We start from the raw sequence: 12,611 nt of genomic DNA, 5'->3' as shown, positions 1-12,611 counted from the left end.
CGCACCCTCGCAGGTCCCCGCGCCTGCACCGTAGAGTGATCGACATGCTTGTTGCCGCCGCCGTGTGCCCCTGTCCGCCGTTGCTCGTGCCCGAGGTCGCGACCGGGGCTGCGGGGGAGGCGGAGGTGTTGCGGGCGGCGTGCCTGGAGGCCGTGCGGGAGCTCGGGGGCGTGGATCTCGTCGTCGTGGTGGGGACGGGCGAGAAGGCCGGGGTGTGGACGGAGGGCGGGGCGGGGTCGTTCCGTCGGTACGGGGTGCCGAAGGCGGTGAAGCTGCCGCTGGGCGGGGTGGACGGCCCGGAGCTGTCGCCGGCGTTGACGGTGGGGGCGTGGCTGCTGGAGGAGGCGGGCGTCCAGGTGCCGACGCACGCCGTCGCGGTGCGGGCGGACACGGCCGCCGAGCGGCTGCTGGGGCTGGGTCGGGGGCTGGCCGAACTCGCCGACCGGGTGGGCCTGTTGGTGATGGGCGACGGCAGTGCCCGGCGTTCGGTGAAGGCCCCGGGGTATCTGGACGAGCGGGCCGAGGGCCACGACCGCGCGGTGGCGGCGGCGCTGGCCGCCGCGGACGCGGCGGCGTTGGCCGCGCTGGACGCGGACCTCTCGGCGGAGCTGCTCGCGGAGGGCCGGGCCCCGTGGCAGGTGCTGGCGGGTGCGGCGGAGGGCACCGCGATGCGCGGCGAGCTGCGGTACGAGGACGCCCCGTACGGCGTCGGCTACCTGGTGGCCTCCTGGCGCTGAGCGCCAGCAGGCCACCGCGGCGCTACGGGGTCAGTCGTCCTTCGGCTTCGCGGCGAAATCGTCGCGGGCGTGCTTGGCGGCCGACGTGCTCTTGTCGATCTTTTCGCTGTACTTGTGCTTGGTGGCCTTGTCGATGGTCTCGCCGGCCTTGTCCACCATGTTGTCGATCTTGTCGCCGTGCTTTCCGGCCAGCTCGCTGGCCTTGTCCTTGAGTTCCTCGGCCTTGCCCTTGAGGTTGTCCATCAGGCCCATGAAGTGCGTTCCTCGCTTTTCGCATCAGATCGGTACCAGACATAGCTGATCTTCCCCGGTCAACGAGGGTGCGACACGGGAGGTGCCCGGGTTTTGCGAGACTGGTGGGGTGAGCGGTTCCTCTTCCTCTTCTTCTGTGTCCTCCGCACGCCCGCGCCGGGTGGTGTCGGTCGTCGGTTCGACGGCGGCCGGCAAGTCGGACCTGGCGGTGGCGATAGCCCGTGAGCTCGGCGGGGAGGTGGTGAACACCGACTCGATGCAGCTGTACAAGGGCATGGACATCGGCACCGCCAAGCTGACCGAGGCCGAGCGCGGCGGCATCCCGCACCACCTGATGGACATCTGGGAGGTGACCGAGGCCGCCTCGGTCGCCGAGTACCAGCGCCTGGCCCGGGCCGAGATGGACCGGCTGCTGGCGGTGGGCAAGGTGCCGGTGCTGGTGGGCGGCTCGGGGCTGTACGTGCGGGCGGCGATCGACGAGATGGAGTTCCCCGGTACGGACCCCGAGGTGCGGGCCCGGCTGGAGGAGGAGCTGGAGCGGGTCGGGCCGGGGGTGCTGCACCGGCGGCTGGCCGAGCTGGACCGGGCGGCCGCGGCGGCGATCCTGACCAGCAACGGGCGGCGGATCGTCCGGGCGCTGGAGGTCATCGAGATCACCGGGCAGCCGTTCACCGCGAACCTGCCGACCCAGCGGGCCGTGTACGAGGCGGTGCAGATCGGCGTGCAGGTGCCGCGTCCGGAGCTGGACCGGCGGATCGAGCTGCGGGTGGACCGGATGTGGGAGGCCGGTCTGCTGGACGAGGTACGGGAGCTGGAGCGGGTCGGGCTGCGCGAGGGGCTGACCGCGAGCCGGGCGCTGGGCTACCAGCAGGTGCTGGCGTTCTTCGCCGGCGAGTGCACCGAGGACGAGGCGCGGGAGGAGACCGTGCGGGCCACCCGGCGGTTCGCCCGGCGCCAGGAGTCGTGGTTCCGGCGGGACGCGCGGATCCACTGGCTGGACCGTCCGGAGGGCGCCGATCCGGTCGAACTCCTGGGCCGCGCAATGGAACTGATCGACTGCCCGGAACGTTCCGGCGACACCGGCTGACCGGCGGATTTCGGCTCTCCGGGGGCGTGATCCGGCCAGTCGCCCGGGCAGCTGCACCGGCAGACGCAGGTGCAGAAGGCACCGGCGGTCACGACCGGATCACGTCCTGGCATCGGATCACCCGATCAACCCGGTGGACGCCCTGTCGGGGTCTTGCCACGTGCCATCATCGGTAGCACCGAGGCCCGGCACGCGGGCCGGCCTCACTGCCCGCGAGCTCCCGGAGCCCGCGTCGAGCCATCTGGGGAGGCCGCGTGTCAACGGGTACCGGCCCCGAAACCGATGAGCTGCTGGGCGACGGATCCGAGACGCTGCCCGAGCTCGCCGTCCCCACCACCTCGTACGCGGTGGCCCTGCCCGCGATCGACGACCTGGCCGCCGCGCCGGGCGTGGTGCACGTGCGGGACATCCGGCCGCGGCGTCGGCTGCGCTGGTGGCAGATCCTGCCGATCGCCGGAACGGTGATGCTCGGCTCGCTGATGTTCGCCTTCCCGCTGGCCTTCGGCAGCGAGGGCGCGACCGCGATGATCGGGATGCTCGGCCTGCTGATCACCGCCGCTTCGGTCGGCTGGGGCGCGATGGCCGCCCGCCGGGCCGGTTACAAGTGGCCGGGCGTGCCGCGCCGGGGCAGCTCCGAGCGGGCCGGCTGGAAGGCCATCGTGGTCTACACCCTGCTGGTGGCCGTGGCCCTGGCGCTGGCCGTCTGGCGGGTCGTCCACCTGCGTGGTTGACACTCCCCGGCCGTTACCATCGGCGGTGTGAGCGAGCACAGCGGTATCAGCGGAACGGCCTTCCTCAAGGGGCACGGCACCCAGAACGACTTCGTGATCGTCCCCGACCCGGACGGCGAGCTGGAGCTGTCGGCGGCCACCGTCGCCGAACTGTGCGATCGGCGGGCCGGGATCGGCGCGGACGGGGTGCTGCGGGTGGTGCGGTCGGCCGCCGAGCCGGACGCGGCGGCGATGGCCGGGCAGGCCGAGTGGTTCATGGACTACCGGAACGCGGACGGCTCGATCGCCGAGATGTGCGGCAACGGCGTGCGGGTCTTCGCCCGCTACCTGGTGCACGCCGGGCACGCGAAGCCGGGCGAACTGGCGGTCGCCACCCGCGGCGGGGTGAAGAAGGTGCGGGTCGCCGAGGACGCCGCCGACGGCACCCCCGGCGAGATCACCGTGGACATGGGCCGCGCGGTGCTGCCCGGCCCGGACGACATCACCGTCACCGTCGACGGGCGCAGCTGGCCCGCGCTGAACGTCAACATGGGCAACCCGCACGCGGTCGCGTTCGTGGCGGACCTCGCGCACGCCGGGCACCTGTACGACGCGCCCGCCACCGCGCCGGAGGGCGTGTACCCCCAGGGCGTGAACGTGGAGTTCGTGGTGGACCGCGGCGAGCGGCAGGTGGCGATGCGGGTGCACGAGCGCGGCTCCGGCGAGACCCGCTCGTGCGGGACGGGCGCCTGCGCGGTGGCGGTGGCTTCGATCCGCCGGGCCGGACTGGACCCGGCGGCGACCGGACGGGCCGTCAGCTGGACGGTCGACCTGCCCGGCGGCCGGCTGGTGATCGAGGAGTTCCCCGACGGCCGGATCGAGATGACCGGCCCCGCCGTGATCGTCGCCGAGGGCGTGCTGCTGTAACGGCAGGTCAGGCGGACGAATCGTCAGCTCCCGCTTCCCAGGCCGGTATCCGGCTAATCCCCCCGTTCGGGTGAGGCCGGTGGCGGAGTCGAAGCGGGGGCTCGCCGAACGTGCTGTGCTCGGTAGCATGGACCACCGGGTCGGCCGTCGCTCCGGTGTTGCTGCCGGAGGTGCAGATGACCATCCGCTCCGAGTTGGCGGGCTCGCCGTCCAAGCAGCAGGCGAGCCGCTTCAGCCGTGCGGCGCTCGGCCGGGCCGGCCGGGCGGCGCTGCTCGCCACCGGGCGGACGCCCGTCCCCGACGCCATCGAACCGATCGTGCAGGCGCACCGGGTGCACCACCCGCAGGCCGACCTGGCGCTGCTGGCCCGGGCCTACCGGGTCGCCGAGGCGAGCCACCGCGGGCAGACCCGCAAGAGCGGCGAGCCGTACATCACCCACCCGCTCGCGGTCACCATGATCCTCGCCCAACTCGGCGCGGACACCACCACGCTGGTCGCCTCGCTGCTGCACGACACCGTCGAGGACACCGAGGTGACGCTCGATCAGGTCGCCGAGCACTTCGGGCCGGAGGTCGCGTACCTGGTGGACGGCGTCACCAAGTTGGAGAAGGTCGACTTCGGCGCGGCGGCCGAACCCGAGACCTTCCGCAAGATGCTGGTCGCCACCGGCGACGACGTCCGGGTGATGGTGGTCAAACTCGCCGACCGGCTGCACAACATGCGCACCATCCGGCACATGAAGCCGGCAAGCCAGGTGCGGATCGCCAAGGTCACCCGGGACGTGCTGATCCCGCTCGCCGAACGGCTCGGCATCCAGGTGGTGAAGGCGGAGCTGGAGGACATCGTCTTCGCCACCCTGCACCCCGAGGAGTACGCGCGCACCGACGCGGTGGCCGGCGGCTGGACGGACGGCGTGCTCGCCCCGTTCGCCGCCGAACTCGGCCGCCAGCTCGCCGAGGCCGGGATCTCCTCCACCGTGACCGTCCGCCCCCGGCACCTGGTCTCGCTGCACCGGGTGATGATCAAGCGCGAGGCCGGCCCGGACAGCGCGGGGCTGCGGCCCGCCGACTTCGGCCGGCTGCTGGTGGTGGTCGAGGAGAACGCCGACTGCTACGCGGTGCTCGGCGAACTGCACACCTGCTGGACGCCGCTGCCCGGCGAGTTCAAGGACTTCGTGGCCGCCCCCAAGTTCAACCTGTACCAGTCGCTGCACACCGCGGTGGCGCTGCCCGGCGGCGAGGTGGTCGAGGTCCTGGTACGCACCCGGCGGATGCACGAGGTCGCCGAGACCGGCGTGGTCGCGCTCGGCGACCCGCGCACCGACCGGCAGGGCGCCGCCGACGACCCCGAGGACCGCACCGACCCGGCCCGCCCCGGCTGGCTGGCCCGCCTGCTGGAATGGCAGCAGGGCACCCCCGACCCGGACGCCTTCTGGTCCGCGCTCACCGCCGACCTGCGCGACGACCGCGAGATCACCGCCGTCACCGAGGACGGCACCACCCTGCACCTGCCCGCCGGTGCCAGCTGTCTGGACGCCGCCTACCTGATCGGCGAGGACACCGGGCACCGGTGCATCGGCGCCCGGGTCAACGGCCGGCTCACCGCGCTCTCCACCGAACTGCGCGACGGCGACGTGCTCGGCCTGCTCACCGCCCCCGTCGACGAGGACAGCGGACCGGACCCGGAGTGGCTGGAGTACGTCCGCACCCCCGCCGCCCGGCTCGCCATCGAACGCCGGCTGGCGGCCGGACCGCTGCCCGCACCCGCCGCCGAACGGCCGCCCGCGCCCGGCGCCCCGACGCCCGCCGCCCCGCCCGCGCCGGCCGCCGGAGCGCCCGCCGATGTGCCCGAACTGCCGGGCGCCGCCGTCCGGTTGGCGCGCTGCTGCACGCCGGTGCCGCCCGACGAGGTGACCGGCATCGTGCTGCGCGGCAAGGTCGTCGCGGTGCACCGGGCGCCCTGTCCGACCGGCCTCCGGATGCTGCGCGGCGGCCGCCGCCGGGTGGAGGTCCGCTGGCTGCCCGGCGGTGCCCCGCAGTGGGGCTACCGGGCGACGCTGCACGCCGAGGCGCTGAACCGGCCCCGGCTGCTGGCCGACCTGACCGCCGCGATCTCCGGCGAGGGCGTGTCGATCTTCTCCGCCGACGTCGAGCCGCCCCGCCAGCTGCGGGTCCGGCACAGCTACACCCTGGAACTGGCCGACGCCGCCGTGCTGCCCGCCGTGATGCGGGCGATGCTCCGGGTCTCCGGCGTGTACGACGTCTACCGGCCGGGCGGGCCCGAGGAGTTGCCGGCCCGGCCCGCGATGCCGGCGGCGGGGGCGGAGCCGGCCGTACCGGGGCCGGTGGCGGGGGCCGCCGCGACGGCTGGTAAAAGGGATGACTCGGGCACAGCGGGCGTGCGACCATCGTGGGGAATTCACGGCGGCTCCGCCGTGTTGTCCGAGAGCATCACCCGACCGACCCAAGGATGAAATGACCTCCACGTTCGACAGCCGCACCCGATCGAGCGAGTCGGCCAGCCGCCTCGCCGACCTCAAGGCGGAAGCCCTGATGGACGAGGACCTCGCGGCGATCGACGAGGGCCTCGGCAACACCTACGACGGAGAGCAGTACGACCGCTCCGAGCGCGCCGCGCTCCGACGCGTGGCCGGCCTCTCCACCGAACTGCAGGACGTCACCGAAGTCGAGTACCGCCAGCTCCGTCTGGAGCGCGTGGTACTCGTCGGCGTGTGGACGGACGGCACGCTGGAGGAGGCGGAGAACTCGATGGCCGAGCTCGCCGCCCTCGCCGAGACGGCCGGCTCCGAAGTCCTGGACGGCGTGATCCAGCGCCGTGACAAGCCCGACGCGGCCACCTACATCGGCTCCGGCAAGGCTCAGCAGCTGCGCGACCTGGTCGCCTCCACCGGCGCCGACACCGTGGTCTGCGACGGTGAGCTGACGCCCGGCCAGCTGATCCACCTGGAAGACGTGGTCAAGGTCAAGGTCGTCGACCGCACCGCCCTGATCCTGGACATCTTCGCCCAGCACGCCAAGTCCCGTGAGGGCAAGGCGCAGGTCTCGCTCGCGCAGATGCAGTACATGCTGCCGCGACTGCGCGGCTGGGGTGCGTCGCTGTCCCGGCAGATGGGTGGCGGTGGCTCCGGCACCTCGGGCGGCGGCATGGCCACCCGTGGTCCCGGTGAGACCAAGATCGAGACCGACCGTCGGCGGATCCGCGAGAAGATGGCGAAGCTCCGCAAGGAGATCGCCGACATGAAGAAGGGCCGCGACACCAAGCGGCAGGAGCGGCGGCGCCACCAGGTGCCCTCGGTGGCGATCGCCGGGTACACCAACGCCGGCAAGTCCTCGTTGCTCAACCGGCTCACCGGCGCCGGCGTCCTGGTGGAGAACTCGCTGTTCGCCACCCTGGACCCGACGGTCCGCCGGGCGCAGACCCCGAGCGGCCGGCTGTACACGCTGGCCGACACCGTCGGCTTCGTCCGGCACCTGCCGCACCACCTGGTCGAGGCGTTCCGCTCCACCATGGAGGAGGTCGCCGACGCCGACCTCATCCTGCACGTGGTGGACGGCTCCCACCCGGAGCCGGAGACGCAGCTCGCCGCCGTCCGCGAGGTGATCGTCTCGGTCGACGCACAGAACGTGCCCGAGATCGTGGTGATCAACAAGGCGGACGCCGCCGACCCGGCGGTGCTCCAGCGCCTGCTGCGCCGCGAGCCGCACGCCATCGTGGTGTCGGCCCGCAGCGGCCAGGGCATCGACGAGCTCCTCGCCCTGATCGACGAGGAACTGCCGCGCCCGGCGGTGGAGGTCAAGGTGCTGGTGCCGTACACCCGCGGCGACCTGGTCTCCCGGGTGCACGCGGAGGGCGAGCTGCTCTCCACCGAGCACACCGCGGAGGGCACGCTGCTGCACGCCAAGGTGGCGGCGGTGCTCGCGAGTGAGCTGGAGCGGTACGCGGTCGTCACCGCGTAGTCCGTACGCAGAACGGCCCGAGGAAGGAGTCCCTTCCTCGGGCCGTTCGCGTGTCCCGGGCTACTTGGCCTGGAGGAACGCGTCGAACATCTTCTTGGCGTCCGAACCCAGGTTGGGGCCGGCCATCCAGGTGTCGTCACCGAACGAGTTGTCGGAGAACAGCATCGTCTTGCCGTCGCGCTTGGTGAACCAGCCGCCGCCGGAGGAGCCGCCGGTCATGTCGCAGCCGATGGCGAGCATCGGCGGCCGGGAGGAGTCGAAGACGAACGGGGTCGGCTTCAGGGTGGAGTCGCAATGCTCCAACTCCTCGCCGTCGAAGGGCGGCCCGGCCGGGTAGCCCCACGACGACGCCGAGGCGATCTCGCCCGGCTGGGCGCCGAACCAGATCGGCACCGAACCGCCCACGGTCTCCTCCAGCGAACGGCTGGAGCCGTCCTCCGAGGCCACCCGGATCACCGCGAAGTCGAACTGGCTGATCGCGCTGCCGGTGTGCCCCTCCTTCTGGGTCGTCCACTGCGGCATCACGTACAGCGAGCGGGCCGCCCAGACGCCCATCGGGGCCCGCTGTTCACGGGTGGCGCTCTTGACCTTGCCGTTGCTGCTCGCGCCGGACTTGTTGTAGCCGGGGACGAAGATCAGCTTCTGGTAGTAGTCGGCGTTCTTGCCCCCGTGCACGCAGTGCGCAGCCGTCCACACCAGGTTGCTCTTGCCGGGGTGGCTCGGGTCGGACACCACGGTGCCCGAACACACCATGCCGCCCTCCGGGCTCTCGAAGTAGATCTTGCCGACCACCGCGGAGTCCGCGCTGTACGGGTGCGGCTGCGCCTTCGCCGGGATGGTCTTCGGGAAGACCACGTCCGCGATGGACGGGAACTGCTTGGTGTCCGGCTTGTCGACCTTGACGCCCTGGGCGCCGGAGAGCTTCTTCCCGTCCCAGAAGCTCTTGATCTTCTCCAGGTCCTCCGGCTTGAAGCCGTTCTTGGAGGCCCAGTCGGACCAGTCGTCGGCGGTCCAGCTGGAGACCTTGGCAAGCGTGTTCTGAATGTCCTTCACGTCCACGCCCGGCTTCGAGGCGCCGGCGGCCGGCGGGGCCGCGTTCGGCTTGCCGCTGCTCTGGCAGGCGGCGGTGGTGACGGCGAGCACCGTCACCAGGGCGGCCGCAGCGATGGTGCGGACACGGCGCGCGGCGGTTCGATGCTGGGTGGTCATGGGCAGTTCCCCCGTGGTCGTCGGTCGGTCGAAAAGTGGCGGGAGGTGACGGACGGTCACTTCCGTGAGATGTAGTCGAGGGCCTGGCGGGCCACGCCCTCCAAGTAGGGGCCGTTCAGGGCGGTGTGGGCCGAGGTGCCGATCGAGGTGTTGCTGACCAGCCGCTGACGGCCGTCCGGACCGTCCGCGAACCAGCCGCCGCCCGAGGCGCCGGCCGTCATCGTGCAGCCGATCACCAGCATCGCCGGGCGGGCCGCGTCGAAGCTGCGCGAGCCCGGGCGGCCGGAGTCGCAGCGCTCCAACTCCTGCCCGTCGAACGGCGCGACGGCCGGATAGCCCCAGGCCTGGATCGCCAACTGCTCGCGCGGCGCGTCGAACCACACCGGCACTGCGGTGCCGATGACCTCCTCCAGCGAGCGGGTCTCACCCTCCGGGCCGCGCACCTTGAGCACCGCGAAGTCGTACTGGTTGGCGGCGTCCCCGCCCCGGGTGCCCTCGGTGGTCCACAGCGGCGAGGTGATCACCTGGTCGGCCCACCACTGGCCGAGCGGGGCGACATCGGCGAGCGCCGCCCGGTGGTGGTCGCTGGCCGCGCCCGAGCTGTTGTACGCCGGGACGAAGACCAGGTTCCTGTACCAGTCACCGCCCTTGCCCTCGTGGACGCAGTGCGCCGCCGTCCACACCAGGTTGCTGTGCCCCGGGTGCGCCGGATCGGCGACCACGGTGGCCGAGCACTGGCCGGTGCCGCCGTTCGGGGCCGTCATGAAGACCTTCCCGGACGCCGGATAGCTGGTGTACGGCCGCGGCACCGGCTGCGCGGCGACCGCCGCCGTCGGTCCGCCCGTGGACGGCGAGGGCGCGGCGGGGGACGAAGCGGCGGGGGACGAAGGGGCCGGTGACTCCGGGGCGGGCGCGGGCTGTTGCGGCGGCGCCTGGTCCATCGTCTCGGCGCTCCACACGCCCGCCACCGGGGGGTTGTGGAAGCCGTGGCGCTGCGCCCAGCGGTCCCACTCGGTGAACCCCCAGTGCTTCAACTCGGCGAAGCTGCGCGGGTTCTCGCCCCCGTCCGGCCCGCCGTCCGAGCCGCAGCCCGCCACCCCGCCCAGCAGTACGGCCGCCGTCAGCGCGGCCAGCACCCCCCGTGCCCTCAACTCTCAACCCCCCTGAAACGGTCCGTTCCCCCGGGGGACAGTCTTTCATCCGGGTGCGAGCCACCGGCGGGCGGTGCGGTCCTGTTGGCGTCCGGTCATCGAACCGTGATGGTGACGGTCCGTCAGGATCCCAGCGACGCTGCCGGTACGCGGATCATCGGGCGAAACTCACCGGAACGAGTGAGCCGATCTTGTGCCGGCCCCGTCGGGATAGGTAACCCTTACCCGAAGGCAATCGCGCGGCTCAAGGAGCGGATTTGGCCACCATCCTCACCGACGTTCTCCCGGTCGCCCGGCCGTCGGCCGGAGACCCCAGCTCGGACCTGCTGCTCCACCCCGACCCGGCCGTCGCCGCCGAACACGCCGCCACCGAGAGCCTGTTGCGGTGCTGGGCCCGGGAGACCGCCGCCGAACGCCCCGACGGCGACCTGCTGCGCATCCCCGTCCTCGGCGGCGCCGCCCAGCTCTCCGCGCCCGTCCGGCACTGGTCGGCCTGCGGCTGGCACCGCTTCGGCCCCGCCACCGTCTCCACCGGCGCCGCCGAACACCCGGTGGACGCCGTCACCGTCGCCGCCCTGGTGGCCGGTGCCACCGGCCGCCCCGAACCCGGCCAACTCGCCGACCTCACCTCCCGGGTGGCCGACTCGGTCGGCCGCACCGCCGAGATCCTCGCCCACCGCCGGACCGGCCCCGCCGGCCCGACCGACCCGTTCCTGCGCGCGGAGCAGTCGCTGCTGCTCGGCCACCCCCTGCACCCCACCCCGAAGAGCCGCGACGGCCTCGGCCCCGCCCAGTCCGCCGCCTACTCGCCGGAGCTGCACGGCTCGTTCCGGCTGCACTGGTGGGCCGTCGACCGCGGCCTGCTCGCCGCCGACTCCGCCACCGGCATCCCCGCCGAGCGGATCACCGCCGAGCTGTACGGCCGGCCGCTGCCCGACGGCACCGCGGCGCTGCCCCTGCACCCCTGGCAGGCGCGCGAGCTGACGCTCCGGCCGGCCGTCGCCGAGCTGCTCGAACAGGGCCTGCTCACCGACCTCGGCCAGCACGGCGAGCCCTGGCACCCCACCAGCTCGGTGCGCACCGTCTGCCGACCCGGCACCCCGTGGATGCTCAAGCTCTCGCTGGGCCTGCGGATCACCAACTCCCGCCGGGAGAACCTGCGCAAGGAACTCCACCGCGGCGCGGAGGTGCACCGGCTGCTGGAAGCCGGCCTGGCCCGGCAGTGGCAGGCCGCCCACCCCGGCTTCGACATCGTCCGCGACCCGGCCTGGATCGGCGTCGACCACCCCGCGCTCGGCGACCCGAACGGCCTGGACACCGTGCTCCGGCAGCTGCCGTTCGGCCCCGGCGACCGGGCCCTGTGCGTGGCCGGACTGATCGCCGAACAGCCCGCCGACCCGGCCGGCTCGCAACTCGCCCAGGTGCTCGGCGAACTCGCCGCCCGCACCGGCCGACCCGTGCACACCGTCGCCACCGAGTGGTTCCTGCGCTACCTGGACGCCGTGGTGCTGCCGATCCTCTGGCTGGACGGACAGGCCGGCATCGCGCTGGAGGCCCACCAGCAGAACAGCCTGGTCCTGCTCGACCCGCAGGGCTGGCCCACCGGCGGCCGCTACCGCGACAACCAGGGCTACTACTTCCGCACCTCGCACACCGACCGGCTGCACCGGCTGCTGCCCGACCTCGGCGCACACAGCGACACCTTCGTCCCCGACGCCGTCGCCGACGAACGCTTCGCCTACTACCTCGGCATCAACCACGTCCTCGGCCTGATCGGCGCCTTCGGCTCCCAGCAACTCGCCGACGAGCACCTGCTGCTGGCCGCGCTGCGCCGCTTCCTGGCCGGCCCCGCCGCCACCGCCACCCGCTCCGCGCTGCCCGCCCACCTGCTGGACGCCCCCACCCTGCGCTGCAAGGCCAACCTGCTGACCAGGCTGCACGGCCTCGACGAACTGGTCGGCCCGGTGGAGACCCAGTCGGTGTACGTGGAGATCGCCAACCCGGTGGCCCGGGCGTGACGGCGAACCTCCGCATCCCCACGTCCGCCGGTGAACTCGTCCTGCGCGCCGTGCAGTTGGCCGACGACCTCGGCCTGCTCACGGACTGGATGAACGACCCGGAGACCCACCGCTGGTGGGCGCTGGCCGGGCCGCCCGAGACCACCGCCGCCCACCTCGCCGGGCAACTCGACGGGGACGGCCGCAGCCGGCCCGTCCTCGCCCTGCTCGACGGCGAACCCACCGGCTACTTCGAGCTGTACCGCGCCGACCTCGACCCGCTGGCCGCGCACTACCCCGCCCGTCCGCACGACCTCGGCGTGCACCTGCTGCTCGCCCCCGCCGCCCGCGGCCGGGGCCTCGGCGCCCTGCTGCTCGACGCGATCGCCGCCCGGCTGCTGCGGGACGACCCCCGCTGCACCCGGGTGCTCGCCGAGCCCGACGTCCGCAACACGCCCTCCGTCCGGGCGTTCACCGCCGCCGGATTCACCCGCGCCGGCGACCTCGACCTCCCCGACAAGCGCGCCGCCCTGATGATCCGACCGCGGCCCGAGAGCTAGGAC

General features: G+C 73.2%; 11 protein-coding genes. 8 read left to right on the top strand and 3 right to left on the bottom strand.

What is annotated here, in order from left to right; all coding sequences use genetic code 11:
- Positions 1–44 precede the first annotated feature (44 nt).
- Positions 45–737 carry a hypothetical protein gene (locus tag AMK19_RS29880; RefSeq protein WP_073817718.1) on the top strand — a complete coding sequence of 231 codons (693 nt, stop codon included), beginning with the start codon at positions 45–47 and terminating at the stop codon, positions 735–737.
- A gap of 30 nt (positions 738–767) precedes the next feature.
- Here AMK19_RS29880 and AMK19_RS29875 read toward each other — a convergent pair whose 3' ends face one another.
- Positions 768–989, bottom strand: a complete 222-nt coding sequence (locus AMK19_RS29875) for an antitoxin (RefSeq protein WP_073817574.1) — start codon at positions 987–989, stop codon at positions 768–770.
- Positions 990–1,125: 136 nt separating this feature from the next.
- Here AMK19_RS29875 and miaA point away from each other — a divergent pair, with 136 nt between their 5' ends.
- The 5 genes from miaA (at position 1,126) to hflX (ending at position 7,691) form a co-directional block, all read left to right on the top strand.
- Positions 1,126–2,076, top strand: a complete 951-nt coding sequence (miaA, locus tag AMK19_RS29870) for a tRNA (adenosine(37)-N6)-dimethylallyltransferase MiaA (protein ID WP_073817571.1) — start codon at positions 1,126–1,128, stop codon at positions 2,074–2,076.
- Positions 2,077–2,330: 254 nt separating this feature from the next.
- Positions 2,331–2,807, top strand: a complete 477-nt coding sequence (locus AMK19_RS29865; protein ID WP_083647483.1) for a hypothetical protein — start codon at positions 2,331–2,333, stop codon at positions 2,805–2,807.
- A gap of 27 nt (positions 2,808–2,834) precedes the next feature.
- Complete coding sequence (dapF, locus tag AMK19_RS29860) at positions 2,835–3,713, top strand: diaminopimelate epimerase (RefSeq protein WP_083647482.1); 879 nt, start codon at positions 2,835–2,837, stop codon at positions 3,711–3,713.
- Between the two features lie 176 nt (positions 3,714–3,889).
- The gene (locus AMK19_RS29855) at positions 3,890–6,187 is read left to right on the top strand and encodes a RelA/SpoT family protein (protein WP_083647488.1); all 2,298 of its coding nucleotides are present in this window, start codon (positions 3,890–3,892) and stop codon (positions 6,185–6,187) included.
- A gap of 1 nt (position 6,188) precedes the next feature.
- Complete coding sequence (gene hflX / locus AMK19_RS29850; RefSeq protein WP_073817560.1) at positions 6,189–7,691, top strand: GTPase HflX; 1,503 nt, start codon at positions 6,189–6,191, stop codon at positions 7,689–7,691.
- A gap of 60 nt (positions 7,692–7,751) precedes the next feature.
- Here the strand turns inward: hflX and AMK19_RS29845 are convergent, their stop codons facing one another.
- Both AMK19_RS29845 and AMK19_RS29840 read right to left on the bottom strand, forming a co-directional pair.
- Positions 7,752–8,900 (bottom strand): trypsin-like serine peptidase, encoded by a 1,149-nt coding sequence (locus AMK19_RS29845; RefSeq protein WP_073817557.1) that lies wholly within the window; start codon positions 8,898–8,900, stop codon positions 7,752–7,754.
- A gap of 56 nt (positions 8,901–8,956) precedes the next feature.
- Positions 8,957–10,051, bottom strand: a complete 1,095-nt coding sequence (locus AMK19_RS29840; protein ID WP_143200466.1) for a trypsin-like serine peptidase — start codon at positions 10,049–10,051, stop codon at positions 8,957–8,959.
- 257 nt (positions 10,052–10,308) lie between these two features.
- Here AMK19_RS29840 and AMK19_RS29835 point away from each other — a divergent pair, with 257 nt between their 5' ends.
- Entirely contained in the window at positions 10,309–12,069 is a 1,761-nt protein-coding gene (locus tag AMK19_RS29835; protein ID WP_073817550.1) for an IucA/IucC family protein, read from the top strand.
- Positions 12,066–12,608, top strand: coding sequence for a GNAT family N-acetyltransferase (locus AMK19_RS29830; RefSeq protein ID WP_443135055.1), 543 nt, complete (start codon positions 12,066–12,068; stop codon positions 12,606–12,608). The genes AMK19_RS29835 and AMK19_RS29830 overlap by 4 nt, the downstream gene beginning before the upstream one ends.
- The last annotated feature ends 3 nt before the right edge of the window (positions 12,609–12,611 follow it).

Origin of the sequence: Kitasatospora sp. CB01950, assembly GCF_001905465.1 — a bacterium.
Classification (GTDB): Bacteria; Actinomycetota; Actinomycetes; order Streptomycetales; family Streptomycetaceae; genus Kitasatospora.
This window is presented reverse-complemented; position numbering and strand designations above follow the sequence as displayed.

Coding starts and splice junctions, on each gene's coding strand:
- AMK19_RS29875 (WP_073817574.1), bottom strand. CDS start 989: ATGGGCCTGATGGACAACCTCAAGGGCAAGGCCGAGGAACTCAAGGAC.
- hflX (WP_073817560.1), top strand. CDS start 6,189: ATGACCTCCACGTTCGACAGCCGCACCCGATCGAGCGAGTCGGCCAGC.
- AMK19_RS29855 (WP_083647488.1), top strand. CDS start 3,890: ATGACCATCCGCTCCGAGTTGGCGGGCTCGCCGTCCAAGCAGCAGGCG.
- AMK19_RS29845 (WP_073817557.1), bottom strand. CDS start 8,900: ATGACCACCCAGCATCGAACCGCCGCGCGCCGTGTCCGCACCATCGCT.
- AMK19_RS29880 (WP_073817718.1), top strand. CDS start 45: ATGCTTGTTGCCGCCGCCGTGTGCCCCTGTCCGCCGTTGCTCGTGCCC.